The following is a 25,180-nucleotide window of genomic DNA, read 5'->3' on the forward strand; positions in this document are numbered from 1 at the left end:
TTCACGACGCCGATCGCTCAGTCCGTGTCGATCGCGGCGGCGTTGAGCGCTTCCTTCCAGGAGCCGAAGCGCTGCCGGATCGCGGCGCCGGAGGGTAGCTTGCCGGCCTGCCCGGAGACCTTCAGCCACGTACTGTAGGCGTTGAAGGAGGGCTGGCGGCGCGTGCGCTGGGCGTCGATGAGGTAGGAGCGGATGGCGAACAGGTAGTCGTCGGTAGTGAACTTCAGCCCGCCGCGGTTCCGACCGCGGCGGGGCTTGAGGCCGATCGACGTGAGGGCATCATTCCAGTAGCCGTTGAATCGCTTGATCACGGTTTGGGATGTGGGCGGCCAGAGGAAACCGGCGCCGGAGCTCGAGTAGTGGGTGATGAAGTCGGTACGGTGCGTGTCGTAGTCCTTGGCGGTGAGGGGGGCGGTCGGCTTCTCGGCGGCGAACTGGTAGCCGGCTAGCATGAGGCCGAGCGCCTCCTTGCGCTTGGACGGGTCGAGCGCGTCCAGGTGCTTGTCTGCGGCCTCGAGCACCTCGGGTAGTTCGCCCGTGGCCGGGCTCAGGCCGTGCGCGTTGGCGAGCATGAGGTAGAGCGCGCACTGGAGTGACGCCTTGGAAAAATGCTGGGCTGGCCCGTGCCCGGAGCGTTCGATGTCCAACACGGACGTGTGGGAGAGCAAGTTGAGCACGGTCTTGGCGGCTGCGAGGGCGACGTCGTCGAGCTGGGCGTTGAAGGTCTGGGCCTGCTTCTTGGCAGTAGTGGCGCCGACGACGTCGGAAATTGAACGCACGGACGCGAACGGGATGCCGAAGGCGTGGGCGATGAGGGCCAGCGAGTGAGATTCCATGTCAGCGGAGAGGACGCCCGGGAACTTGTCGCGCGTGTCCTTGACGTTGGCCTCGGTGACGAACGAGTCCGAGGAGACGACCAGGCCCGCGTGCGTGCGGCGGTCCGCCTGGCTGGCGGCGTGCGCGGCAAGGACGAGCGCCTCCGTGCTTTGGAAGTAGCGCGGCTGGCCCGGGATCTGGCCGGGCGCGTAGCCGAACGCGGTGGCGTCCGCGTTGCCGTGCACGTAGCGAGTGCCGACCACGATGTCCCCGATCGCGATATCGGAATCGAGCCCGCCGGCCGAGCCCACCGACACGATCACCCGCGGCTCGTACTTGGCGAGCGCCCAGGACAGGAGGCCGGCGGAGCAGGCAGAGCCGATGCCCGTGGTGAGGAAAAGGAGGGCAGAGCGGCCCTTGCGGGCCAGGAATGCCGAGCCGAACGGGGTGGCGATCGGCGAGGTGGTGAAGTCGGGAAGGAGTTCGTTAAAGGGCTTCATCTCCTCGACCATCGCCGCGACGATGATGGCGTTAATGCTGGTCATGCGAATACTTCTCCCCACAGGTCTCGCTGGGCGAGCATGTTGGCGACGGCGGCTTGGGCCGCCTCACGCGAATGGTGGGCGCCCCAGCCGCACTGGACCTCGTTGGCGGCCGGCACGGAGGTGGCGGCCAGGATGTCGCGGAAAGTGCGCTCGATGAGGGACATGGCGGCGTCGACGTCGGGCTCAGCGGCGAGGATGAGGTAGAAGCCGGTCTGGCAGCCCATGGGCGAAAAGTCGACCACGTGATCGGCGTGGTTGCGGGCGTATTCGGCGAAGGAATGCTCGATGGAGTGGACGGCGGCCATGTCCAGGTGTGCCACGTTGGGCTGGCAGAACCGCACGTCATACTTGGTGAGAACATCGCCGTGTGGCAACCTCTTCACGTCCGCAATGCGCACGAACGGCGCGGCGACAGCCGTGTGGTCGAGGTTGAACGACTCGACGTTCGTTTTGTTCATGGGCTTCCTTTCGACGAAGCCCATTGTAGCCTATTGAGCGTTTGATTCCGCTTGTGCGATACGGGCCTGTTCGCAATCGGGGCAGTAGCCCCAGAACGTCACCTCGGCCTCGTCAATGGCGAAACCGTGCGTGTCGCAGGGCTCCAGACACGGCGCCGAACCGACGACGCACGGGATGTCTACCACCGTGCGGCACGCACGGCACACGAGGTGGTGATGGTTATCGTGGCGGGCCAGCTCGTAGAGCGGGACCGAACCGTGCGGCTCGATCTCCCGTAGCAGGCCCTTCTCGGTGAGGGCGTGCAGGACGTCGTAGATTGCCTGCGTGGACACGGAGCCGAGCCGGGAGGTGACACCCTGGCGGACCGAATCGGCCGTGGAATGCGGGCAGGCCTCGAGTTCTTCGAGCACAGACAGGCGCGGGCGGGTAACGCGCAGCCCGGCGTCGCGTAGTTGCTCTTCGAAGGTCGTGTCCATGCGTCCCATTTTCCACATAAAAATGGACTTATTCAAGGACATCAGCCCTAGGCGCGGTGGGGGGGGTGAGTGTGCAGGTGGACGAGTGTGCAGGTGGACGGCGTGGGCAGACACGCCGCCGACACGCCGGGATGGATGTACGACACGCCGACGCCGGAGAGCGGACTTTTCGGACATCGGAGCGCACAACAGCGGGCACCTGTCCACAAGCGTGGATAGAACTGCTCACAACCGTGGATAACGGGGACAACTTTATCCACAGGCCGGTGGATTCGTGGACAAAATAAACTGTCGGAGGCGGGTGGGACGATGGGTGCGTGGCTGGCGGAGGCGGGTCGTCGTCGTTGGCTGTGGAGCCTCACGTGGGTAAGGCGAAGTGTGATGTTATGCGTAGCGTGACGTCGGCCAAGCTTCCCACAAGGGGAAATCAGCATGCCGGCGCGGGGCGCGCCCCGACACGCCGCCAACACATGATCTAGTGGTCAACCGTTTGTCGGCCACTAGGTGTAGTGTTGATTCCCGTATCGATCTATCAGCACAGTAGGAGAAATGCGATGGCCATTACCGTCTACACGAAGCCCTCGTGCGTGCAGTGCACCGCCACCAAGCGGGCGCTGAAGAAGCACGGCCTCGAATTCGAGGAGGTCGATCTTCTCGAGGACGCGGACGCGCTGGCGACCGTGAAGGCATTGGGCTACCAGCAGGCACCCGTCATTTTCGCGGGTGGCGACCACTGGTCGGGCTACCGCCCGGACAAGATCAAGGCGCTCGCTACCGCCGCAGCGGAAGTGTCGGCCTAACCGTTCGGGGCGGCTACGGTCGCCCCGAACGCGCCGGGTGTGCGATGGTACACATCGTCTACTTCTCGTCTGTCACCAACAACACGAAGCGCTTCGTGGATAAGCTCGGCTTCCCAGCCGAGCGCATTCCCTTATATGCGAAGGATCCGTTCCTACACGTCACCGAGGAATACGTCCTCATCACCCCCACCTACGGGGGCGGCAACACCAAGGGTGCGGTGCCGAAACAGGTGATCAAGTTCTTGAACGACGAAGCGAACCGCTCCCTCATTCGCGGGGTCATCTCCGCAGGCAACACGAACTTCGGCGATGCCTACTGCCTCGCGGGGGACATCATCTCCGCGAAAACGAAGGTCCCACACATGTACAGGTTTGAACTGCTCGGCACCCCGCGGGATGTCGATGTGGTTCGCAAAGGATTGGAAGAATTTTGGACGCAACTTTGACGGACACGGGCGAGGAGAGCCTCGACCCGGCGCTGGACTACCACGCGCTCAACGCCCAGCTCAATCTTTACGACGCCGACGGGAAGATTCAGTTCGACGCCGACCGTCAGGCCGCCCGCCAGTACTTCCTTCAGCACGTCAACAAGAACACGGTCTACTTCCATGACCTGGAGGAAAAGCTGAAGTATCTCGTGGACGAGGGCTACTACGAGGCGGAAGTGATCGAACAGTACGATTTCGCGTTCATCAAGTCGTTGTTCAAGGCCTGCTACGCCCACAAGTTCCGCTTCCCCACCTTCCTGGGAGCGTTCAAGTACTACACCTCCTACACGCTGAAGACCTTCGACGGCACACGCTACCTGGAGCGCTTCGAGGACCGCGTGTGCATCGTGGCCCTCTACCTCGCGCGCGGGGATGAGCAGATGGCGATGGACCTCATGGAGGAGATCATCACCGGCCGCTTCCAGCCGGCCACCCCCACGTTCCTCAACGCCGGCAAGGTGGCGCGCGGCGAGCTCGTGTCCTGCTTCCTGCTGCGCGTGGAGGACAACATGGAGTCCATCGCGCGGGCCATCAACTCTTCGCTACAGCTGTCCAAGCGCGGCGGCGGCGTCGCTCTCAACCTGTCCAACCTGCGCGAACAGGGCGCGCCGATCAAGAAGATCCAGAACCAGTCCTCCGGCGTCAACCCGGTGATGAAGCTGCTCGAGGATTCGTTCTCCTACGCCAACCAGCTGGGCGCCCGCCAGGGAGCGGGCGCGGTGTACCTCCACGCCCATCACCCCGACATCATGCGCTTCCTCGACACGAAGCGAGAGAACGCGGATGAGAAGATCCGCATCAAGACCCTCTCGCTCGGCGTTGTGATCCCGGACATCACCTTCGAGCTGGCCAAGCAGAACCAGGACATGTACCTGTTCTCGCCGTATGACGTGGAACGGGTGTACGGCGTGCCGTTTACCGAGATCTCCGTGAGCGAGAAGTACCACGAGATGGTGGATGACAAACGGATCAAGAAGACGAAGATCAACGCCCGCACTTTCTTCCAGACGTTGGCGGAGATCCAGTTCGAGTCCGGCTATCCCTACATTGTGTTTGAGGACACGGTGAACCGGGCCAACCCGATCGACGGGCGCATCACCATGTCGAACCTGTGCTCGGAGATCCTGCAGGTCTCAGAGGCCTCCACCTACAACCTGGACCTGTCCTACGAGCACGTGGGCAAGGACATCTCGTGTAACCTCGGCTCGCTCAACATCGCCAAGACAATGGATTCGCCCGACTTCGCGCGCACGATCCGCACGGCGATCCGGGCACTGACGTCCGTGTCGGACCAGACCAGCATCGACTCGGTGCCGTCGATCAGGCGCGGCAACGACATGTCGCACGCCATCGGCCTGGGGCAGATGAACCTGCACGGGTACCTCGGCCGCGAGCGGATCTTCTACGGTTCGCCCGAGGCGCTCGACTTCACGAACATGTACTTCTACACCGTGACCTACCACGCGATCCGGGCCTCGATGGAGCTGGCGCGCGAGCGCGGGCAGGTCTTCGAGGGCTTTGAGAAGTCGGACTACGCCAGCGGTGTGTACTTCGACAAGTACACGGAGAAGGAGTGGGCGCCCGAGTTTGACCGGGTCAAGGAGCTGTTCGCGGACATCCACATTCCTACACAGGCCGATTGGGAGCAGCTGAAGGCCGATGTCGCGAAGTACGGCATGTACAACCAGAACCTGCAGGCGGTGCCGCCCACAGGTTCGATTTCGTACATCAACAACTCCACGTCGTCGATCCACCCGATCGTGTCGAAGATCGAGATCCGCAAGGAAGGCAAGCTCGGGCGCGTGTACTACCCGGCTGCCTACATGGACAACGACAACCTCGAATACTTCCAGGACGCCTACGAGATCGGGCCGGAGAAGATCATCGACACGTACGCCGTGGCCACCCAGCACGTGGACCAGGGCCTGTCGCTCACGCTGTTCTACCCGGACACGGTCACCACCCGCGACGTGAACCGCAACTACATCTACGCGTGGCGCAAGGGCATCAAAACCTTGTACTACATGCGCATCCGCCAGGCCGCCCTTGAGGGTACCGAGGTGGAGGGCTGCGTGTCCTGCATGCTGTAGTGGTGGCGGCCCGCCGCGAGCGGGTGGCTGGATAGTGCGGCTGTGAAAGATGGATCCCCTGGCGGCGCCGGGGGATCCTTCATGTCTGGGGGCCGGGGTGTTCGGTAGCGCACAAGTTAGCGACACGTGCGGCCCGAACTGTTCCGATTTCATCGAGCTATCAGGAAAAGTCGGCAGTCAGGATGCAGAACAGCTGTAAATGGCGCATAATCGTGACGTGCGCTACCGGGCGCGCTTTCCATCTGATCGTCAACTTAGGGACACTCATGGTCGACGCCTACATGCTCCTCTCCTACGGAGGCCCGAACAAGCCGGAGGACGTGGTCCCGTTCCTGCGCAACGCGGTGGCCGGGCGCGGCGTGCCGGACGAGCGTCTGGCCGAGGTGGGCAAGCACTACTACCGTTTCGGCGGGAAGTCGCCGATCAATGAACTCAACGCGGCGCTCGCGGACCGGTTGCGCGCGGAACTTGAGGCGCGTGGGGACCGCACGCCCGTCGTCGTCGGTAACCGTAACTGGCACCCTTTCGGTCACGAGACCCTGGCGGAGCTTTACGACGCCGGCGCGCGGTCGGTGCGGGCGGTGGCGACGGCGGCGTTTTGCTCCTACTCGGGGTGCCGGCAGTACAGCGAGGACCTCGAGCGGTGGCGCGCCCAGCTCGGCCATGCGGACCTGCGCGTGGAGAAGATCCATCCGTTTTGGCAGGCCCCGGGGTTCTACGTGGCGTATCGCGAGGTGGTGCGGGAGGCGCGGGCGAAGATGCCTGACGCGCGGCTGGTGTTCGTTACGCACTCCATCCCCACGGCGATGAATGCGGCGGCGGGCCCGCCCGCCTACGACGTTCAGCACCGCCAGCTGATCGAGCGGCTGTGTGCGGAGCTCGGCGAGCAGGAGTGGGACCTGGCCTACTGCTCCCGCTCGGGTAGCCCGCACGTGCCCTGGCTCGAGCCGGACATCAACGACCACCTCGAGGCGATCGCCGGCGAGGGGGCGTCGGCCGCGATCGTGGTCCCGATCGGGTTCATCTCGGACCACATGGAGGTTGTCTACGACCTCGACATTGAAGCGCGCGCCACCGCCGAACGCCTCGGCATGGGTTACCTGCGCGCCCCCACGATCGACCGCTCGCCCACCTTCATCGCGCAACTCGCCGACCTGCTCCAACAGGGGCCGGCCGACTCCCCGGCAGACTGCTGCCACCCAACCCCGCCCGCCGCCCTGCGGGCCAACCCAGAAAGAGGAATGATGACTCACCCGACTCCCGCCAACGACGCCGTCGCTCACCCCGCGCCCGACCATCCGGCGCCCACACACCCCGGCTCGCGTCCCTCCCCGCACGGCCACCCGCGCGGGGAGGTCCGCCCGATCGCCAAGCAGCTGAATGAGGAGCGTCCGTTCGTCATGTGGTCGGTGTTCAAGGCCGACCAGGTGGGCGAGGCGGGAGCCGGCGCGTTTGACCCTGCGCGGATTGCGGCGGCGGAGGACGCCGTTGGGAAGACGGGGGTCTCGGTTCGCGGGTACTACGACGTGTCCGGATTCCGCGCGGACGCCGATCTCATGGCCTGGTTCGTGGCGAAAAGCGCCGAGGCTGCGCAGGCAGCCTACCGGGTGCTGCATCGCGGGTTGGAGCTGACGCCGGTGTGGTCGGTGCTCAGCCAACACCGGCCGGCCGAGTACAACCCGGACCACCTGCCCGGCATGTTTGAGCACGAGCCGGAAAGGTTCGCGTCCGTGTACCCGTTCGTGCGCTCGTATGACTGGTACCTGCTCGAGGACTGGAAGCGGGCCGCGATCATGCGCAATCACGCGGCGGCGGGCCGCCCCTTCGGTGACCTCGTCACCTCCACGCTGGCCTCCTTCTCCCTGTCGGACTACGAGTGGGTGGTAGCGCTCGAGGGTGAGGACCTGACCCGGATCGTCGATCTCATGTATGCCTTCCGCAAGACCGAGGCTCGGCTTTACGTACGCCAGGACGTGCCGTTCTTCACCGGCGAGCGCGTGGAACTGGCCGAGTGGGCGCGCAGGCAGGGAAGTCCGCTGGCCTAGGGTCGGGGTGCTGGTCGCACGGACGTTCGCGGACGACCTGGCGTGTGGCCGGCGTGAAGCCCGGAATCGGCGCTTGGTTTTGTGCAGGCGGGTCTTGGGGGCGCCCGGCAGAACTCGTGAATATGCCGGCTGGCGATTGCTATAGGGCCTGGTGGGTCTTAGGTTCACGACTTGTGAGGGAGCGACCGGCAAGCCAGCCGCCGGGGCCGGCGGTTTTGGGTGGGGTTAGGCGCGCTCGAGGTCGAGGAGCTGGATCTTGCACTCGAGGCCTCCGGCGTAGCCGGTCATGGAGCCGTCGGCGCCGATCACCCGGTGGCAGGGCACGGCGATGAGCACCTGATTCCTGCCAACAGCCCCGCCGACCGCTCGGGCCGAAGTCGGCCGGCCTAGCTTCTTTCCGACAGCCGCGGCGAGTTCACCGTAGCTCACCGTCTCCCCGTAGGGGATCTCGCGCAGGGCCTGCCAGCTGGCCAGCTGGAAGGGAGTGCCGGTCTGCTCGATGGGGAAGTCGATGGCGGGATTCTGGCCGGCGAAGTAGGCGTCGAGCCAGGTGACGACAGGCTCGGCGCCGGACGAGTTGGTGGTGGGCGGAGTGCTGCCGGCGGTGCTCCTTACGGTGACACTGCTAGTGGCGGGATTGCAACCCGCCGGGCTCAGCGCGGCGGTGGGGGCCTCGGCCTCCAGCGCCGCGGGCACGTTGGCCAGCGTCCACAGTCCGTTCAGCGCACCATCATAGGAAATGGTGAGAACCCCGATGGGTGAGTCGTAGTGGAAGATCACGGCTGGTCGTTGGGTTCCGGCACAGCAGGCGCCTCCAGCTCCGGCTGTGCCGCGGGCTTGGATGTTGCAGGTGATTGCGGAGTAGGAGGTAGCGTCCCCGCCTGGGATGTTACGGGTTGGACCGCGGGCCGGGGTAGCGCCGGGTGCGCGAACCACTGCGAGAACCAGTAGGTCATCCACTCGAGCGGCCCGCGCCGGAACGGCAGCAGCGCCCACACGGTGCAGAACAGCACCGCGATGCCGGCGACCAGCAGGAAGGGCGTGGCCGTCGAGGAAAAGAACAGCTCCTCGTTGAAGTGCAGCCCGAAGGCGTGGCCCACGTAGGCGGTGAGCGACATCGAGCCCACGGCCGCGATCGGGAAGAGCAGGTGCTTGGCGAGCGGCGAGAGCCACAGGCATACCGCGAGCACTATGAGCCCGAAGCCGAGGTTGCCGATCACTTCCGTGGTGGTGTTCATGTGCGGTTCGGCGGTGAACACGTCCCACAGGGTGAAGGGCATGAAGGAGGGCACGAACTCCATGGAGTTGCCGGACTCGAACCCTGTTTCGGTGGCGAAGGTGTGGGTGGCGAGGTAGGCGGTGCCGTAGCCGAGCACGGCGAGCATGAGGCCGCCGCCCAGGAGCCGGATCCGCGCGGACGACGCCGACAGGTCCGTCCGCCCGATGGCGATGCCGGCGATGACGTAGGCCATGTAGGCCAGCCCGGGGTAGTGGCCGGTGACGAGCACGTCATAAAGGTAGGAGTTGGGCCCGGAGGCGGGGTAGACGTCGAAGGTGTAGGAGATGAGATTGGCGAGGTGCATGACCTGCGGGCCGACCAGGGCGACGACGCCGGCCGCGATCGCGAGCTTCTTTGAAGACCAGCTGAGCAGCGGCAGGGCGAGCAGGAACCATGCGGCGTAGTAGCCGAGGATGACCGCGATGATGGTGGGGAAGAGGGAAAGGAAGGCGGCGAACGCGAGGAGGGCGACGGCGCGCCCGGCGATGCGTAGCTGGGCGTGGCGCAGTTGCAGGTCGGTGTAGGGCACGTTGCGCCCGGAAAGGATCGCCAGCGAGATGCCGGCGAGTAGGGCAAACAGCGCCGATGATCGGCCCGCGGGGATGTTGCCCAGGAAGTTGGTGAACGTGGCGGTCACGTCGATGCCGGGCCGCACGTGGGCCCAAATCATGCCGAGGATCGCCAGGCCGCGGGCGAGGTCGATCCCGCGGATGCGGCCCCGGTAGCGCTGTAGGGCAGGTTCGACGACGACGTCGGGCGCAGCGGGCGTCGTCGTGGACGGGGTGGACTCGGGCGCGAGGGGCCCGGGCGTGGTCGTGAAAGTGCTCATTGCACAAGCCTACGGCCAATCGTGGCCCCGCCGTATGCTGACGCGATCACATCGGGGGAAAATTGTCGGAGGAACGTGCGAAGATAGTTTTGGTTACGAAATGGAGGTTGGCATGGCGCACAAGGGCCCGTTTGAAGCTATTAATTGGAACAAGATTGAGGATGAGAAGGACCTGGAGGTCTGGGATCGCCTCACCGGGAATTTTTGGTTGCCGGAGAAGATTCCGCTGTCGAATGACATTCAGTCGTGGAACACACTCAAGCCGCATGAGCAGGAGATGACCACGCGCGTGTTCACGGGGCTGACGCTGCTGGATACGATTCAGGGCACGGTGGGCGCGGTGTCGCTGATTCCGGATGCGGTGACGGCGCATGAGGAGGCGGTGTACACGAACATCGCGTTCATGGAGTCGGTGCACGCGAAGTCGTACTCGTCGATTTTCTCCACGCTCATTTCGATGAAGGAGATCGATGAGACGTTCCGCTGGTCGGAGGAGAACGTCTACCTGCAGAAGAAGGCCGAGATCATCGAGAAGTACTATGACGGGGATGATCCGGAGAAGCGCAAAGTTGCGTCGGTGATGCTGGAATCGTTCCTGTTCTACTCGGGGTTCTACGCGCCGATGTACTGGTCGGCACACGCGAAGCTGACCAACACGGCGGACCTGATTCGCCTCATTATTCGCGACGAAGCGGTGCACGGCTACTACATCGGTTACAAGTTCCAGGTGGCGATGGCGAAGGCCAGCCCGGAGCGACGCGAGGAGATCAAGGAGTGGACGTACGAGCTGCTCGATGAGCTCTACGACAACGAGGTGGAGTACACCGCCTCGCTGTACGACCAGATGGGCCTCACGGAAGACGTGAAGATGTTCCTGCGCTACAACGCCAACAAGGCGCTGATGAACCTCGGCTATGAGGCGCTGTTCCCCGCGTCGGAGACTGCGGTGAATCCGGCGATCCTGGCAGCGCTGTCGCCGGGGGCGGATGAGAACCACGACTTCTTCTCGGGCTCCGGCTCGTCCTACGTGATTGGCACGGCTGAGGCCACTACCGACGACGACTGGGACTTCTAGCCGCCCGGCTGGCCCGGCGCCAAGTGAGCGTGTCGGCCCGGCGGCGACGCCGTCCGGCGCAAGTCCGCCGGCACTACCGGAGCAAACGGCGCAACTGGGCCCACGGCGTCGTGAACGCGGGGCCGGCAAGCTAAGCGCGCGGCGGTCGGCTAGGGTGGGGGCATGTATCGCGTGCTGATTGTGTGTACCGGAAACATTTGCCGCTCGCCGATGGGTGAGATCGTCCTGCGCGACCGCCTTGCTGAGGCAGGGATTGACGACGTGGAGGTCCGCTCCGCCGGCGTCTCCTCCGAGGAGCACGGCAACCCCGTGGACTCGCGCGCCCGGCAGGTGCTGCGCGAACACGGGCACGACGTCGGTGCCCACCACGCCCATCGTGCCACCGACGCCGAACTGCGCGACGCCGACCTCATCCTCGCGATGACCACCGGCCACGCCCGCTCCCTGCGCGGCATGCTCAGCCAGATCGGGGAGCCGTTGGATAAAGTCCACCTGTGGCGCGAATTCGACGGCACGATCGGCGTGGCGGCCGACGGCGCATTCGGTGAGGGCGGCGTGCTCGCGGGCGACTCAAGCAAGCGGTCGCACTCGGCCAACCTCTACCACTCCGCCGGCGAATACGACGTGCCCGACCCGTGGTACGGCGGCCCCGAGGACTTCCAGGACACCTACGAGGTGGTGGACAGGGGCGCCCGCGGGCTGGTCGAGTTCATTGAGGCCCGCCGCGGTTAGCCTCGCCTGTCCCGCGCTACTTGCCGGCCAGGATTGGATCGGCCAGCTGTGAGCGGTGTTCGTCGTCCTCAAAGCGCGGGTTGATGATGTCCTGTGGCTCGTCCACCGCGGTCAGGGTGGCCGTGCGCGTGCTCTCTCGGCCGTTCACCGTGTACTCGGATTCGGAGCGGATGACCACGTAGTCGTCGCGGATGAAGATGGTGGAGACGAGCGTGTCGGCGTCGTCGGACACGGTCAAGGTCAGGACGGTGACGGGCATGCCGTCGACTACGTCCGTGCCCGACACCTTGTATTCGAGCGCGGGGTCCGTGCCGGCCGCGCGCACGTTCGGGTTGAGCAGCGCCTCGTAGCGCCCGGGGAGAGTGGATTGGAAGGCGAGGGTTTCGTCGGTGGAATCGGAGGTGGCCTGTACCCACGAGCCGTCGCGCTGGACGAACGTGTTGCCGCTGACGAGGATGACGCGGCCGGCCGCGTCGCCGTCACCACCAAAGGACTCGATCTCCACGGCGAGTGGGTCCATGTTCGTGCGCGAACGGGTGGCCAGCTGCCCGTCCACGGCGTCCTCCTGCACGTAACCGGCCAGCTTACCCAGAGCCTCCGCCTGGCAAAACGCCAGCTCGCGGGCGTTGACCGTGGTGGGGGAGCCCTTGAGGGGGTCAGTACAGTGATCGACTGCGGTGTCGGGGGCGGAGGGGTCGCTGGCGACGTCGCTCCCACATGCCGTGAGAATCGCCGTCAACGCGCCCATGCACGCCACAAACCGAGCAGTCATTGTCCATCCTTTCCCTGGACCCACTCTACCCACGCAACCCTTAATGATCCCTGGAGGAAGTGGCGGCGGATCTGGGAATTCCCTGTGAAAAAGTGTGGGCGGGAAAGACCCGCCCACACTCATGATTCGGCAAACGCCGAGCTTGACGCCCGCAGCCTTAGAGGTTCATCGCCGCGTTGCCCGCATCCTGTGCTTCCTTCAGGCCCTGCTCCACGGGGACCGAGCCAAGGAAGACGTCCAACAGGCGTGGGATGAATGCCTCGGTGCCGGCGTTGACGTCCGGGCCAAACGGCGACAGGGCCGTCTTACCCGCGGCTGAGTCGATGAACACCGACACGTCCACGCCCTGCTCAGCCCAGTAGTTCACAAAGTAATCCTGCGCGCCCACGGCGCCCGGGAACGAAACGCCCATCTGACCAAGCGGCGCCTGGCCCTCGGTGGTGCCGAGCCACTTGAGGACCTCGAGGGTTGCCTCGCGGTGCTGCGTAGCCTCATTACCCACGGCCACCACACCGTGCGACGTGGAGATCGCGCCCTCCGGGCCGGCGATCAGCGGGGCGATACCCCAGTTGATGTCCGTGTTGTCCGCGATCGTCTTCAGCGAGTACGGGCCGGACTGGAACAGGGCCATCTCGCCGCGGATGAACATCTCACGGGCGAGGTCGCCGTTCGTGTTCGTCTCCGCCGCCGACGGCGCCACGTGGTACTTGTTAATGAGGTCCGTGATGTAAGTGAAGGCCTTCACGCCTTCCGCCGAGGCGAAGTCGAACGAGCCGTCCTCGTTTTGGAACTTGCCGCCGGCCTCCGCCAGGAACGGCAGGTAGATCGCCTGCATGTCCGCCTGGGCGTTCATGCCGTAGGTGGCGATGTTGTTCGCGTCAAAGTCGGCCGAATCGGCGGTGTTGCCGTTCGCGTCCATGGTCAGCTTCTGCAGGGCCGGCAGCAGCGTGTCGTTGTCGCCCCAGGTCAGTTTCGTGACGTCGACGCCGGCCGCGTCCACCAGATCCTTGTTGTAGAACAGTGCGATCGAATCCCAGATCTGCGGGATGCCCCACAGGGCATCGTTGCGCGTGTACAGGTCAACCACCGACTGCTGCCACTCCTCGTGATCGCTGCCCAGCTCCTCGGTGATGTTCATCAGGTTGCCGTTATCGGCGTAGAGCGCGAAGTTCGACGAGTTCACCCAGAAAATGTCGGCCATCTCGCCCGAGGAGATGTCCAGCGGCAGCTGGGTCCAGTAGTCACCCCACGGCACAACCTCAACCTCAACCTTGATGTCAGGGTGCTGCGCCGTGAACTGCTTGAAGGACTCTTCGTAAGCCGGGGCGGCGGCGTCGTCCCACAGGCGGAACGTGACGGTGGTGCTCTCCGACGACGTCGACTGCTCCGACGACGGATCCGTGGTCTTCTCGGCGCCACCCGTGCTCGGCGAGCACGCGCTCAGCACAAGGCCGAGGGTGCCAATCGCCGCGGTAGCGGTCAGGAATGAACGCTTCATGGTCTCTCCTCTGTGTGAAATGGGCGCAGGCGCGCCGATACGCCAACTCTACCAGTTGAAATGTCAACAAGTTGGTGTGGGGTTAGGGACGTCACTATGAGCAAACAAGGCCCGCCCGAGTGCGGACTTCTGTGGCTTTTCCCAATCAGGGGTGTAGTTTGGCTCGCACCCACCGGTCGCTGCTGGATATTGCCGCAATTCCCGGCAGAAGTCATGAATGTGTCGGCTATCGATCGCTGTAGGCACCTGGTGGGTCTCAGGTTCACGACTTGTGACGGGTCCAGCTGGTGCCAGACGCGAATTGGGCCGACGGCATAGATTATCGGCGCCCAGCCAGACGTCACGTAGCCAGTTACATAGCCCCTCCGACAGAACTCGTGAATATACCGGCTACCGATTGCTATGGGCGCCTGGTCGACCTCAGCTTCACGACTTATGACGGGTCCAGCTCGTGCGTCGTCGGGGCGCGCCTACTTGAGCGAGGAAATGCCGATTGAACGCACGATCTGCTTGTTGAACGCGATGAACAAGATGAGCAACGGCAAGATCGACAGCGTGGTGGCCGCCATGACGAGCGTCCAATTGGCGGCGTATTGGGTCTGCAGGCCGGCCGTGGCGACCGTCAACACGTTCCACTCCTTGCGTGGGGACACGATCGACGGCCACAGGAAGTTATTCCACTGCGAGACCACCGTGATGAGCAGCAGCGTCACGAGGATCGGCCGGTTCATCGGCAACACGATCGACCACAGCTGGCGCCAGAAGCCGGCACCGTCGAGCTCGGCGGCGTCGAGAATCTCCTGCGGCAACGCCATGAAATTCTGCCTCAGCAAAAAGATCGCGTACGGCGAGCCGAGCATGAACGGCGCCACGATGCCGGCAAACGTGTTGCGCATCCCCCACTGACTCATCATCGTGAACAGGGGAATCATGGTGACAATCGCCGGGATCATCATCGTCGAAATGTAGGCCCAAAACAGGATCTGCCGGCCAGGGAACTCCAGGCGCGCGAACGCGTAGGCGGCCAAAATCGAGGAGAAGAATTGGCCGACCACCATCACCAACACCACCTGGAGGGTGACCGCCAGAGGCACAATGAAGTCGTGCTCGGTGAAAAGCCGGACGTAGTTATCGAACGTGAGCTCGTGCGGAAGGGAAAGCGCGCCTCGCTGGACGAGGTCGCGCTCGGTGCGCATCGAGGTCGTGATCGAAAACACCAGCGGAAGCACGGTAATCAGCGCGCCCGCGATCAGCACCGCATACGTGAGCGCTGTGGCGAGGATCGAATTCTTCTTGCGGTAACGACGCTTCGTGGCCATGATCAGCTCATTTCGTACGTCATGCGCTTGGCGAAGTAGCGCTGCTGGACAATCGTGATCGCAACAATCAGCACCATGAGGAACACGGCCATCGCCGCCGCCTCCCCAATCCGCGGCGACGCGAAAGCCGCGGTGTAAATGCGGGCCGCGATGACGTCGGTGGTGCCGCCGGGGTAGCCGGGATTGCCGTCGGTCAAGCCGTAGACCAGGTCAAACACCTGGAACGACGAGATGAACGACGTCACCATCACGAAAAACGTGGTCGGCCGCACGAGCGGCAACGTGATCGACCACAGAGTGCGGACGGGGCCGGCGCCGTCGAGCGAGGCGGCCTCGTAAATATCGCGCGGAATGGACTGCAGTGCGGCCAGGAAAAACAGCGAAATATAGCCAATGTTCTGCCACACGTACACGAAGGCCACGACGGGGAGCGCTGTCGTCTCGCTGGCCAGCCACGCGACGCGGGTGCCCAGCAACTGGTTCAGCAGCCCCGACGGCGCCAACAGCCAGTTCCACACAATGCCCAGCGCGAGCGGGGCGGCCACCCATGGGATCACGTACATGATCTGCAGGATCCCGGAGCCGGGGAGCTTGCGGTTCAGGCCCACCGCGATGAGCAGGCCCAGCGCGATGGCGAGCGGGATCGCGATCGCAGAGAAGAGAACGGTCACGCGCACCGAATTCCAAAAGTCCGGCGAGGTGAACATCGTGTGGTAGTTCGCGAGCCCGACGAACGTGGGCGGGGAGATCAAGTTCCACCTGAGCAGCGAAATTGCCACAACGGCCACAATAGGCACCATGAGGAAGAAGCCCACACCAATGAGCGAGGGAATAAGCATCGTGAACGCCGTGGCCGCCTCCCGGCGCTTGCGTGCGGCGCGAAGAGGGCGCTCGTGCTTAGCCTCGCGGGGGTTGGCTGGGGTGGCTGGCTGGCTTGGGTTGGCCGGGTGCGCCTGGCTCGGTGCCGCCGGCTGTGCCCCGCGCGAGCCTCGCGATTCCGCGGTTCCTGCATCGGTGGCGTGTTGCGACATGTGACCACCTCCTGGTCATAGGCTAGAGCAACGAGGGCCCGCGCGCCTATCGGCCCGCGGGGTGGGTGGGAGCCCTGACAGTACTACCCTTAGCGCCGTGCGGTGCTGGCCGGGGTGATGGATAAGTGATGGATAGCACTGGCCTGGCGCTCGAAAGAACAGGCCTGTGCGCCGGATGGCCCCGCCTGGGCGTTGGATGTAACTGCGCTGGCGCCGGGCACCACGGCCCCGCACTGGATAGCCGGCCCGGCCGCCCGGTAATCACGCCGTGGCGCTGGTACTCGATATCGGCCCCTAATGTGCGTCACAATATTCACACTAGTCACACCTGTCACAGGCGCGAGCTTCCTCTCCAGTGTTCCCCGACAGAAGTCGTGAATATATCGACTGCCGATTTCTATAGGCACCTGGTCACCCTCAGATTCACGAGTTGTGTCGGCCGTGGCGTAGTGAAGGAGGGCGAAGCGGAGGCTGTGAAATGGTGGAAACGCGCGAAAAATCTTATCCACATCTTGCTCGGCGCTACAGCTGTCCACATTTGGCCACGTGGCGAAAACGGGCCGCCACGGACTTTGCCAATGTAGACGCATGTGGAACGGAGTGATCTCCCGCGCGGAATTGCAACAAGCTGGCCTGAACGGGCATCGCATTGCTGAGCTGAAGGCCAGCGGCAAGCTCGTGCACGTCAGCCGAGGTTGGTATGCCCAGAGAGACGCGAACCCGATGGTTGCGCTCGCGGCAGCCGGGCATGCACAGCTGGGATGTCTGTCTGCGTGTGAGCGGCATGGCCTCTGGGTGCCGTCCGAGCCAGAGCCGAGAATTCACCTTGTGGTTAACAACTCGGACTCGATCAGCAGAATCGCCAATAGACTCCACGACGCAACGAAAGGCCAGGTCAGACCAATCGTCCACCGGGGTGTTGTGAGCAAGAACGAGCTTGTCGCGGATGTCTGCCGGGCGGTCGAACATGTTGCGAGGTTTCATAGTGTGGAGCAGGCGCTGATTGTGATCGAGTCGGCGCTCAATCTGGGGAAACTGTCGGTCCCTGAGGTTGAGCACCTTCTTGAGATGATCCCCAAGAGTCGGGCGCGGTATCTGTGGAACTTTCAGCCGAACTCGCAGTCGGGGAGTGAAACTCGGGTGGCGCACTTTCTGCGCAATCGTGGCTTCACGGTTGTTCAACAGTTCTCGCCCGTGCCTAACTGGTACACGGACATGAAGGTTGGTAGCTCGTGGATTATCGAATGTGACTCCGTGGCACATCATGGTAGCCCGGACGACTTCGTCCGCGACCGACAGCGCGATCTCCTTCTTGCCGAAATGGGTTATGAAGTCACGCGCCTCAGTTACCGGCAGATCTGGGATGACTGGGCGAGCACGAGACGGGCGCTCATACGAATCGCGAACCGCAGGCGCTACCGCAAGGAACCCGAGTTCTCGTGGCGTGAGATCTAACTCGTGAGCCCAGGCGGCTGCTTGGCGGGCTTGGTCAGAGGATGTCTGGTGGGTGTCGGATTGCCGTAACCCGCCGATAGTGTTCGTTCCTGTGGCGTGCTCCGGGCGCGGCTGTCACAACTCGTGAATCTGAGGGCGGCCAGGCGTCTAGAGCGATCGTCAGCCGGTATATTCACGACTTCTGTCGGGGTGGCGGGAGTGCGCGCTGCCAGCGTGTGACAGGCGTGAATTGTTGGGAGATTGTGACTATAAATAAGTGCCCGGCGTGAACTGGTGGCATAAGACACCAAGCGACAGCAAAGGCCATTAAATGGTGGGGTGTGCGAGCCAGCTAGGCCAGCCAGCCTAGCCCCGGAAGATCTCGCCCGTGCGCTGGTTTGTCCAGGTGATGAGGTAGCGCCTATCAAATACCCGCGAGCATCGCGGGCACGACCCGGCCCGCCCCAACCGCTGCCGCTCAAAGCGGTGACCGTTCGGGCACAATCCAACCCATAACGCCGGCGCGGTCGGCCACTTGGGATCCACGCGCGTGAGTCCATCCCCGCCGATCTTCAGGCAGGCGGCTCGCCATGCGGCGTCGTGCCCGTGACCTTCCCCGACCAGCGCATGCGCCACCTCGTGCAACACGAGCAGGCGCACCTGCTCCTCGCTATACAGCGTGATCAGCGGCCCCGACAGCGAGATCGTGCGCCGCGCATGACTCGTGTAGCCGGCCCGCCGCTTGGCGCGGTCGATTGCGAGGTCCCACCCGCGCAGGCCGTGCGCGTCCATGAGCCCCCGCGCAACCTCGCGAGCTCGCGAAACATCCATGCGCCGATTCTATCCACTCCCTCCGACAGCCTTCCGCGCCTGGCCCTGCCACCCGCCCCTACCCCACGGCCCCAGCCCCACCCCTCCACCCCAACAACTCCCTCGCGCCCCTGGCAAAGTGCCCTTCCGCGTACGCTACCGTTGAGGTATGCACGAGGTAGATGTCGTGGTGATTGGAGCAGGCCAGGCCGGGCTCGTCGCCGCGCATGAGCTCCAACAGCGTGGCGTGGCCGGGTACGCTGCGCAGTCGTTGCCGGCGCCGCGGGCGGCGGCGTCGTTCGTCGTTCTCGACGCCGAAACTGGCCCGGGCGGCGCTTGGCGCCACCGTTGGGACGGCCTAACGATGAAAACGGTCAACCACATCGCCGAGCTCCCCGGCCTGCATGCGCGCCCCGCGGCCGGCCCCGAGCGCGCCTCCGCGTTTTTGACCGACTATTTCGGCGACTACGAAGACACCTTCGACCTGCCCGTTTTCCGTCCGGTCAAGGTCCGCTCCGTTCACGACGACGGCGCGCGCCTCCGCGTCCACACGAACGTCGGCGATTTGTCGGCGCGCGTGGTGATCAATTGCACCGGCACGTGGAACGCGCCGTTCATCCCCTGGTACCCCGGCCGGGAGCTGTTCCGCGGCATCCAGATCCACACTCATGACTACCGCGATCCGGACGTGTTTTGGCGCAAACGCACGCTGGTCGTGGGCGGGGGAATCTCAGCGCTCGACCACCTGGATGATGTCTCGCGCGTGACGAAAAACGTCTTTTGGACCACCCGGACGCCCCCGCGTTGGCGCGACCCCTCCGACTTTTCCGTGGGCGAGGCCGCGGGCGGACTCACAGCCGAGGCCGGCCGCGTGATCGAGGCGCGGGTGCGTGCGCGCATGGACGCCGGGCTGCGACCGCTGCCCGTCGTGGCCGAGACGGGCCTGCCCCGCAACGAACGGGTGCTCGACATGGAACGCCGCGGCATCCTCAACCGCCGTGAGATGTTCGACCGGGTCGACCGCCACGGCGTCTGGTGGGGCGAGGACTACCTCGACCTCGACGCCATCATCTGGGCCACGGGCTTCCGCGCCAACCTGCGCCACCTCGCACCCCTCCACCTGCGCGAACGCGGTGGCGGCATCATGCTTGACAGCTCGCGCGCCGTCAAGGAACCGCGCGTTTACCTGCTCGGGTACGGCGCCTCGGCGTCGACGATCGGCGCCCGCCGCGACGCCCGCGCCGCCGTGGCCCAGATCGTCCGCGAGCTGTAGACGCGACCGGCGCGACGGCGCCGTGAAGCGGAAAAACTGTCGGAGGTCTGCGGTAGGGTGTGACGGGTAGGAGGATCATGGCTTCACACACAGACCTAGTTGCGCGCATCGGCGAGGCGGGCGCCGTGCCCGCGGACCGGCCGATCGACCGCGCGCGCCGCATCGTCACCGCCGGGACGCTCGGGGCGTTCCTCGGCACGATTCTCGCGCTCTTCTGGCTGCTCGGTTACCTCAGCCCGGCGCGGATGGTGCTGGCGGCGGTGCCGTCGGTGATCATGCTGGTCGCGTTCGTGGTGGTGTGGCGTTTTCTCGACGACGACGCCCGCGGTACGCCCATCCCCGTGATCGCGCGGACGCTGGCCACGGCGGAGAGCCCCTACTCGCGGTACATCAAGAAGGGCGCGAACAAGGGGCTGCTGGTGCCAGTGGTGGTGCGGCCAGTGGAGGGTGAGCCGTTTCGGTCGGTGATTTTGCTGCGCGAGACCGGCGGGGTGCAGGTGGAGGAGCCGGAGGTCGGGACGTTGATGGCGCTTCGGCAGGTCGAGCGCGGCATGGGCGAGCTGGCCAACATTGACCAGGTGACCCCCGAGCAGGAGGCCCTACGCGAACGGCTGGCGCGGCACCCGAGGCAACTGTCGAACCGGGCACCGGCGCTGCCGATGCGGCGCGGGAGTCTAGAGCGGGTGCCGGCGAGCGCGGCCGCCGAGTGGTGGGGTGCGCTCGGGGCGGGGCTCGCGGTGGTGCTGGCCTATATTTGGGTTATTTACTAGGAGCCGGGCTCGGCGACCGGCTACGCCAGTAGGTTGCGGATCCTCTGCGGCGACACCTTCCCCGCCGTCCTCAGCTGCTGGGCGAACAGCGACACCCGCAGTTCCTCCACCATCCACCTGGCCTGCCGCAATGTGGCCGCGCGCTCCGGATCGTAGGCACGATCCGTAGCCGCCTCCCGCTCATCGGCGACCAGATCCTCAATGTCGTGCACTTGCCAGGCGGCGGCATCGTCGGCGGCAGGGTTTTGCGCGGCTTTGTCGATGCGCATGGCCGCCGCCTGCAAGTACCGCACCAGGTGCGCCAGCCGCTCCTCCTCGGTGGCCCCGATGAAGCCCTCGTACACGAGCCCGGAGATCTGCTCGCGCACGTCGCTCACCGTGTTGATGAGCGCGAGCGAGCTGTTGGCCCGCACCTTGGCGTCGGCCTGCCCGTAGGCGCGCAGCACGCGCACCACGGTCTTGACCAGCGTATAGATCTCGTCCTCGAGGTGGTCGCGGGCGTAGTCCCGCAGTGCCACATAGTCGGCCCGGGCCCGCAGACGCCCGAGTGGCATGTCGTTCGCGGCGGCCCACCTGTCGGCAATGTTGCGCGCGGCGGCCAAATGCAGATCGTCGACCACCGCCGCCGTGTTCTTGTAAGGCGCCGCCGCCATCGTCAGCGACTCCTCCCCATTCCACCTGGACGTCACCCGCGCCTCCGGCAGCGTCAGCTCCGTGGCGAGCAGCCGGATGACCCCGCGCCGGTGGTCGCGCACTTGCAGCGCAGGCTCGGGCAGCACCCGCAGGCTCGCCCGCCGCCCCTCCGCCACCAGCGCCGGGTACCCGCGCACGGCCATCCCGTGCGGCCCCGCGGTCTCGACCACCGCCGGCAGCTCCTCCACCTCGGGCCAGGCTTCCATGCCGTCGACGCCGTTCGGCAGGCCCGCTCCCACGGCCCCGGTTTCTGCCTGCCCGGCCGACGACGACGCCGCCGCGCCGGCCCCGCGAGAACCGGACGAGTCGCCTCGGCCAGCGCGAGCGCCCGCGCCAGACGGCGCGCCCGCGCCCATCTCCTGCAGAATCTGCGCCCGCGCCTCCTCCAGCGCCTGGGCCACCGCGCCCTTGACCACGGACTCAACCGCCGTGCGGGTTTGCGGCGCGAGCCGCCGCTGCAAGTCGGTGATCGACGTGCTCTCGTCGAGCACGGCCCCACGTTCGGATCGCACCCGGAAGGTGATCTCCAAGTGCGGCGGCAGGGCCACTTCCGCCCATTGCGCCACCGAAATCTCCACGCCGCGAAGCGCGCGGACGGCGTCGTTAAAAGCGGACCGGAAGCTGGGGGCGCCGGTCTGGCCGTGGGCGACGTCGTCCCACGTCGGGAGCTTGCCCAGGATTTCGCGCGCGGTGTCGGGCGCGGGCACGAGGTGGCGCCGTACGGGCTTGGGGAGCGCGCGGATGGTGGCCACCACGAGCTCGTCGAGCATGCCGGGGACGAGCCAGTCGAAGCCGTCGTCGGTGAGTTGGGGCAGGAGGGTGACGGGCACGTCGATGGAGAGGCCGTCGGCGTGGGCGCCGGGCGTGTAGTGGTACTCGATGGGGAGGGTGATGTCGCCTTGCACCCACTGTTCGGGGAAGTCGGCGTCGCTGGCGGAGGTGGTGCCGAGGAGGAAGTCGTGGGTGAAGTTCAAAAGCTCGGGGTTCTTGTGGCGCTCGCGCTTCCACCAGGAGTCGAAGTGCCGCGCGGACACGATGCCCGCGGGAATCCGCTCGTCGAAGAAAACGAACCGGGCGGCGTCGTCGGCCACGAGCCCGCCCTGGCGAAGGCGCTGTTCGACCTCGTGGGCGTCGGCGAGAGCCTGCTCGTTGTGTTTGATGAAGGCGTGGTGGGCGCGCCACTGGTTTTGCACGAGCGCGTGGCGGATGAACAGTTCGCGGGCGAGTTCGCGCGCGGCCGGTGTGCCGACTTTCGACAGGAGGACGTTGCGGTCGGCGATGAGGGTCAGGCTGTAGAGTGTGACTTTCTCGTGCGCCATCGCGGCGCCGTGGCGGGTGGACCAGAAGGGCTCGGAGTGGGAGGTGCGCACCAGGTGCGAGCCCACTTCCTCCACCCATTCGGGCTTGATCTGCGCCACCGAGCGGGCGAAGAGCCGCGAGGTTTCCACGAGCTCCGCGGCCATCACCCAGCTGGGGTTGCGCCGGTGCAGGCCGGAGCCGGGCCAGATGATGAAGCGCGTGCCGCGGGCGCCTAGATAGTCCTTGCTGCGCTCGTCCCACGAGCCGAGGTTTGACAGGAGGCCCACCAGCATTGACCGGTGGATCTGGTCGGCGGCGGGGGTGTCCGCGCTTTGCCCGAGCGCCTTGACCGCGCGGGCCACGTCCTGGTTGTGCGAGTTGTCCTTGTCCTCGGCTGCCGCGCGGGCGAGCGCCGCACGCGTGGGGAGCGCGACCGGCTTGGCGTCCATCCCCAGTGGCCGCGACATTTCCCGCAGCTGCACGACGACGTCCTGCCACTCCCGGAATCTCAGCCAGTTGAGGTATTCGGCCCGGCACATGCGGCGGAAGGCCGACCCGGACAGTTCGCGCTGTTGGGTGCGCAGGTAGCGCCACAGGTTGAGGTAGGCGAGAAAGTCGGAGGTGCGGTCGGTGAAGCGGGCGTGGAGTTGGTCGGCTTGGGCGCGGAATTCGGTGGGCCGTTCGCGCACGTCCTGCACCGACATGGCCGCCACCAGTACCAAGACTTCGCCGGCGCAGCCGTTGTCGGAGGCGGCGAGGAGCATGCGGCCGAGGCGCGGGTCGATGGGGAGGCGGGCGAGGATGCGCCCGGTCTCGGTGAGCAGGTGCGTGCCCGCGCCCACCACCGTGCCGCGCGCGTTCGCCGACATCGGCACAAGCGCCCCGATCTCCTCGAGCAGCTGCAGGCCGGCCCGCACCTGGCGCATGTCCGGTGGGTCGATGAACGGGAAGTCCTCAACCGAGCCCAGGTTCATCGCCGCCATCTGCAAGATCACCGACGCTAACGACGTGCGGCGGATCTCCGGCTCCGTGAACTCCGGGCGCGCGGCGAAGTCCTCCTCCGAGTACAGCCGGATCGCGATGCCGTCTTCCACACGGCCCGAGCGCCCCGAGCGCTGGTTCGCCGACGCCTGCGAGATCGGCTCGATCGGCAGGCGCTGCACCTTGGTTTTGTTGGAATAGCGCGAGATGCGGGCGGTGCCCGGATCGATGACGTAGCGGATGCCCGGCACCGTCAGCGAGGTCTCGGCGATGTTCGTGGCCAGGATGATGCGGCGGTGGGCGTGGGGCTGGAAGATGCGGCGCTGTTCGGCGCCCGACAGGCGCGCGAACAAGGGCAGGACCTCGACGGCGTCCGGCACCGACGACCGCCCGCCCGGCTCAACGTAACGGCGCCCGAGCTCCTCCTCGAACGCCTTGGCCGTGTCGCGGATCTCGCCCTCGCCGGAAAGGAACACGAGGATGTCTCCCGGGCCCTCAGCCATGAGCTCGGCGGCCGCGTCGAGGATGCCGGCCACTTGGTCGCGGGCTTCCTCGCGCGTGAGCTTTTCGCGGCCTTCAAAAGCGGGTGCGTGGTGGGGGCTGGGGGCGGTCGCGGCGTCGCCGTCGCGACCGTCCGAGGGCAGGCTGGAAGCCGGGCCGACGGCGTCGTCGTAAAGCGGGCGATACCGGATCTCGACCGGGAACGTGCGCCCCGACACCTCAATGATCGGCGCCTCGTTGCCCGGGAAACCACCGTACATGTGGCGGCCGAAATGTTCGGCGAAGCGCTGGGAGTCGATCGTGGCGGACGTGATGATGACCTTGAGGTCCGGGCGGCGCGGCAGGAGGTTGGCGAGGTAGCCGAGGAGGAAGTCAATGTTGAGGGAGCGCTCGTGGGCCTCGTCGATGATAATCGTGTCGTATTTGCGCAGGTCGGGGTCGGACTGGGTTTCGGCGAGGAGGATGCCGTCGGTCATGAGCTTGACCAGGGTGGTGCGCGAGACCTGCTCCGTGAAGCGAACCTGATAGCCGATCGCGCCGCCGAGCTCCACGCCCAGCTCGTCGCAGATTCGGTCCGCCACCGAACGGGCCGCGATGCGGCGCGGCTGCGTATGGCCGATCATGCCGGTGATGCCGCGGCCAAGCTCCAGGCAGATCTTCGGTAACTGGGTGGTCTTGCCCGAGCCCGTCTCGCCCGCGAGGATCACCACCTGATTGTTCTCGATCGCCTCCGCGATGTCGGCGCGGCGCGCAGAGACCGGGAGCTGCGGCGGGTACGTGATCGCCGGGAGGGCGGCGCGGCGGGCCTCGAGCTCCGCGGGGATGAAGGGGCGCGGGCCGCGGGAGCGGCGCCCGGCATGCTTGGCGTTTGGCCTGCCGGCGCGCTTATTGGCGCGCTTGCCCACAGCCGTCTCGCCGTGCCTGGTAGGTGTGCTTCCGTCAATCATCGAAACCATTGTGCCACGTTGCTGGGCGGCAGGATTCGGCGACAGTGACGGTGTGGGCATTCGAGGTGATGTCGAGAGAATAAACCACTAAAGCCTATAGGTGTGTCGTAAGTAACATTGCGGGACAAGGGCCCTCCGGCACGGGTGTTCAGAGGAGCGTTGCCCCAGTTCGGGGGGGGGGTGGGTTTCGTCCGCCCCAAGTCGTAGCTATGTCGGAC

The 25,180-nt window shown here is 65.6% G+C and carries 20 protein-coding genes; 9 read left to right on the plus strand and 11 right to left on the minus strand.

Features of this window, described 5'->3' with window-relative positions; all coding sequences use genetic code 11:
- Nucleotides 1-17: 17 nt before the first annotated feature.
- Genes mtnN through QPC17_RS09020 form a run of 3 tightly spaced genes read right to left on the minus strand, consistent with a single transcriptional unit; the run spans nucleotide 18 to nucleotide 2,296 of the window.
- Nucleotides 18-1,361 (minus strand): 5'-methylthioadenosine/S-adenosylhomocysteine nucleosidase, encoded by a 1,344-nt coding sequence (gene mtnN, locus QPC17_RS09010; protein WP_062612824.1) that lies wholly within the window; start codon nucleotides 1,359-1,361, stop codon nucleotides 18-20.
- Nucleotides 1,358-1,819, minus strand: coding sequence for an S-ribosylhomocysteine lyase (locus QPC17_RS09015; protein ID WP_285347261.1), 462 nt, complete (start codon nucleotides 1,817-1,819; stop codon nucleotides 1,358-1,360). Before QPC17_RS09015 ends, mtnN begins: the two co-directional genes overlap by 4 nt.
- Before the next feature lie 30 nt (nucleotides 1,820-1,849).
- Nucleotides 1,850-2,296 (minus strand): Fur family transcriptional regulator, encoded by a 447-nt coding sequence (locus QPC17_RS09020; protein ID WP_062612819.1) that lies wholly within the window; start codon nucleotides 2,294-2,296, stop codon nucleotides 1,850-1,852.
- A 554-nt stretch (nucleotides 2,297-2,850) separates the two neighbouring features.
- On the opposite strand from QPC17_RS09020, the gene nrdH reads away from it, so the two are divergent.
- The 4 genes from nrdH (at nucleotide 2,851) to hemQ (ending at nucleotide 7,719) form a co-directional block, all read left to right on the plus strand.
- On the plus strand, nucleotides 2,851-3,096 hold the full coding sequence (nrdH, locus tag QPC17_RS09025) for a glutaredoxin-like protein NrdH (RefSeq protein WP_062612817.1): 246 nt from the start codon (nucleotides 2,851-2,853) through the stop codon (nucleotides 3,094-3,096).
- A gap of 44 nt (nucleotides 3,097-3,140) precedes the next feature.
- Nucleotides 3,141-3,542: a class Ib ribonucleoside-diphosphate reductase assembly flavoprotein NrdI gene (nrdI, locus tag QPC17_RS09030; protein WP_068538913.1), complete on the plus strand. Its 402-nt coding sequence runs from the start codon at nucleotides 3,141-3,143 to the stop codon at nucleotides 3,540-3,542.
- Nucleotides 3,527-5,674, plus strand: a complete 2,148-nt coding sequence (nrdE, locus tag QPC17_RS09035; protein WP_285347262.1) for a class 1b ribonucleoside-diphosphate reductase subunit alpha — start codon at nucleotides 3,527-3,529, stop codon at nucleotides 5,672-5,674. Before nrdI ends, nrdE begins: the two co-directional genes overlap by 16 nt.
- A 266-nt stretch (nucleotides 5,675-5,940) precedes the next feature.
- Complete coding sequence (gene hemQ, locus QPC17_RS09040; protein WP_285347263.1) at nucleotides 5,941-7,719, plus strand: hydrogen peroxide-dependent heme synthase; 1,779 nt, start codon at nucleotides 5,941-5,943, stop codon at nucleotides 7,717-7,719.
- A gap of 225 nt (nucleotides 7,720-7,944) precedes the next feature.
- Here the strand turns inward: hemQ and QPC17_RS09045 are convergent, their stop codons facing one another.
- Together QPC17_RS09045 and QPC17_RS09050 are read right to left on the minus strand one after the other, a co-directional pair.
- Entirely contained in the window at nucleotides 7,945-8,499 is a 555-nt protein-coding gene (locus QPC17_RS09045; RefSeq protein ID WP_285347264.1) for a methylated-DNA--[protein]-cysteine S-methyltransferase, read from the minus strand.
- On the minus strand, nucleotides 8,496-9,827 hold the full coding sequence (locus QPC17_RS09050; protein WP_285347265.1) for a heparan-alpha-glucosaminide N-acetyltransferase domain-containing protein: 1,332 nt from the start codon (nucleotides 9,825-9,827) through the stop codon (nucleotides 8,496-8,498). The genes QPC17_RS09045 and QPC17_RS09050 overlap by 4 nt, the downstream gene beginning before the upstream one ends.
- Nucleotides 9,828-9,939: 112 nt before the next feature.
- On the opposite strand from QPC17_RS09050, the gene nrdF reads away from it, so the two are divergent.
- Both nrdF and QPC17_RS09060 read left to right on the plus strand, forming a co-directional pair.
- Entirely contained in the window at nucleotides 9,940-10,902 is a 963-nt protein-coding gene (gene nrdF, locus QPC17_RS09055) for a class 1b ribonucleoside-diphosphate reductase subunit beta (protein WP_082661115.1), read from the plus strand.
- A 162-nt stretch (nucleotides 10,903-11,064) separates the two neighbouring features.
- Complete coding sequence (locus tag QPC17_RS09060) at nucleotides 11,065-11,634, plus strand: low molecular weight protein-tyrosine-phosphatase (protein WP_068538909.1); 570 nt, start codon at nucleotides 11,065-11,067, stop codon at nucleotides 11,632-11,634.
- Between the two features lie 16 nt (nucleotides 11,635-11,650).
- Here QPC17_RS09060 and QPC17_RS09065 read toward each other — a convergent pair whose 3' ends face one another.
- The 4 genes from QPC17_RS09065 to QPC17_RS09080 form a co-directional block, all read right to left on the minus strand.
- Nucleotides 11,651-12,406, minus strand: a complete 756-nt coding sequence (locus QPC17_RS09065; RefSeq protein WP_143602075.1) for a hypothetical protein — start codon at nucleotides 12,404-12,406, stop codon at nucleotides 11,651-11,653.
- A gap of 157 nt (nucleotides 12,407-12,563) precedes the next feature.
- On the minus strand, nucleotides 12,564-13,904 hold the full coding sequence (locus tag QPC17_RS09070; RefSeq protein WP_068538908.1) for an ABC transporter substrate-binding protein: 1,341 nt from the start codon (nucleotides 13,902-13,904) through the stop codon (nucleotides 12,564-12,566).
- A 470-nt stretch (nucleotides 13,905-14,374) separates the two neighbouring features.
- Entirely contained in the window at nucleotides 14,375-15,223 is an 849-nt protein-coding gene (locus tag QPC17_RS09075; protein ID WP_062612798.1) for a carbohydrate ABC transporter permease, read from the minus strand.
- A 2-nt stretch (nucleotides 15,224-15,225) separates the two neighbouring features.
- Complete coding sequence (locus QPC17_RS09080) at nucleotides 15,226-16,254, minus strand: carbohydrate ABC transporter permease (protein ID WP_082661094.1); 1,029 nt, start codon at nucleotides 16,252-16,254, stop codon at nucleotides 15,226-15,228.
- Between the two features lie 588 nt (nucleotides 16,255-16,842).
- Here QPC17_RS09080 and QPC17_RS09085 point away from each other — a divergent pair.
- The gene (locus tag QPC17_RS09085) at nucleotides 16,843-17,709 is read left to right on the plus strand and encodes a hypothetical protein (RefSeq protein ID WP_285347266.1); all 867 of its coding nucleotides are present in this window, start codon (nucleotides 16,843-16,845) and stop codon (nucleotides 17,707-17,709) included.
- Between the two features lie 345 nt (nucleotides 17,710-18,054).
- Here QPC17_RS09085 and QPC17_RS09090 read toward each other — a convergent pair whose 3' ends face one another.
- Entirely contained in the window at nucleotides 18,055-18,519 is a 465-nt protein-coding gene (locus QPC17_RS09090; RefSeq protein ID WP_082661093.1) for a SprT-like domain-containing protein, read from the minus strand.
- Nucleotides 18,520-18,667: 148 nt separating this feature from the next.
- Here QPC17_RS09090 and QPC17_RS09095 point away from each other — a divergent pair, with 148 nt between their 5' ends.
- Together QPC17_RS09095 and QPC17_RS09100 are read left to right on the plus strand one after the other, a co-directional pair.
- Entirely contained in the window at nucleotides 18,668-19,771 is a 1,104-nt protein-coding gene (locus QPC17_RS09095) for an NAD(P)-binding domain-containing protein (RefSeq protein ID WP_285347267.1), read from the plus strand.
- Between the two features lie 77 nt (nucleotides 19,772-19,848).
- Nucleotides 19,849-20,541: a hypothetical protein gene (locus QPC17_RS09100; protein WP_070446184.1), complete on the plus strand. Its 693-nt coding sequence runs from the start codon at nucleotides 19,849-19,851 to the stop codon at nucleotides 20,539-20,541.
- A gap of 20 nt (nucleotides 20,542-20,561) precedes the next feature.
- On the opposite strand, the gene QPC17_RS09105 is transcribed toward QPC17_RS09100, so the two are convergent.
- On the minus strand, nucleotides 20,562-24,962 hold the full coding sequence (locus tag QPC17_RS09105; RefSeq protein WP_285347268.1) for a DUF3418 domain-containing protein: 4,401 nt from the start codon (nucleotides 24,960-24,962) through the stop codon (nucleotides 20,562-20,564).
- Between the last annotated feature and the right edge of the window lie 218 nt (nucleotides 24,963-25,180).

It is taken from the genome of Trueperella bernardiae (genome assembly GCF_030246965.1).
GTDB classification, from domain to species: domain Bacteria; phylum Actinomycetota; class Actinomycetes; order Actinomycetales; family Actinomycetaceae; genus Trueperella; species Trueperella bernardiae.

Coding starts and splice junctions, on each gene's coding strand:
- mtnN (WP_062612824.1), bottom strand. CDS start 1,361: ATGACCAGCATTAACGCCATCATCGTCGCGGCGATGGTCGAGGAGATG.
- nrdH (WP_062612817.1), top strand. CDS start 2,851: ATGGCCATTACCGTCTACACGAAGCCCTCGTGCGTGCAGTGCACCGCC.
- QPC17_RS09015 (WP_285347261.1), bottom strand. CDS start 1,819: ATGAACAAAACGAACGTCGAGTCGTTCAACCTCGACCACACGGCTGTC.
- QPC17_RS09070 (WP_068538908.1), bottom strand. CDS start 13,904: ATGAAGCGTTCATTCCTGACCGCTACCGCGGCGATTGGCACCCTCGGC.
- QPC17_RS09080 (WP_082661094.1), bottom strand. CDS start 16,254: ATGTCGCAACACGCCACCGATGCAGGAACCGCGGAATCGCGAGGCTCG.
- QPC17_RS09050 (WP_285347265.1), bottom strand. CDS start 9,827: ATGAGCACTTTCACGACCACGCCCGGGCCCCTCGCGCCCGAGTCCACC.
- hemQ (WP_285347263.1), top strand. CDS start 5,941: ATGGTCGACGCCTACATGCTCCTCTCCTACGGAGGCCCGAACAAGCCG.
- nrdF (WP_082661115.1), top strand. CDS start 9,940: ATGGCGCACAAGGGCCCGTTTGAAGCTATTAATTGGAACAAGATTGAG.
- QPC17_RS09100 (WP_070446184.1), top strand. CDS start 19,849: ATGGCTTCACACACAGACCTAGTTGCGCGCATCGGCGAGGCGGGCGCC.
- QPC17_RS09060 (WP_068538909.1), top strand. CDS start 11,065: ATGTATCGCGTGCTGATTGTGTGTACCGGAAACATTTGCCGCTCGCCG.
- QPC17_RS09095 (WP_285347267.1), top strand. CDS start 18,668: ATGCACGAGGTAGATGTCGTGGTGATTGGAGCAGGCCAGGCCGGGCTC.
- QPC17_RS09075 (WP_062612798.1), bottom strand. CDS start 15,223: ATGGCCACGAAGCGTCGTTACCGCAAGAAGAATTCGATCCTCGCCACA.
- QPC17_RS09090 (WP_082661093.1), bottom strand. CDS start 18,519: ATGGATGTTTCGCGAGCTCGCGAGGTTGCGCGGGGGCTCATGGACGCG.
- QPC17_RS09085 (WP_285347266.1), top strand. CDS start 16,843: ATGTGGAACGGAGTGATCTCCCGCGCGGAATTGCAACAAGCTGGCCTG.
- nrdI (WP_068538913.1), top strand. CDS start 3,141: ATGGTACACATCGTCTACTTCTCGTCTGTCACCAACAACACGAAGCGC.
- QPC17_RS09105 (WP_285347268.1), bottom strand. CDS start 24,962: ATGATTGACGGAAGCACACCTACCAGGCACGGCGAGACGGCTGTGGGC.
- QPC17_RS09065 (WP_143602075.1), bottom strand. CDS start 12,406: ATGACTGCTCGGTTTGTGGCGTGCATGGGCGCGTTGACGGCGATTCTC.
- QPC17_RS09020 (WP_062612819.1), bottom strand. CDS start 2,296: ATGGACACGACCTTCGAAGAGCAACTACGCGACGCCGGGCTGCGCGTT.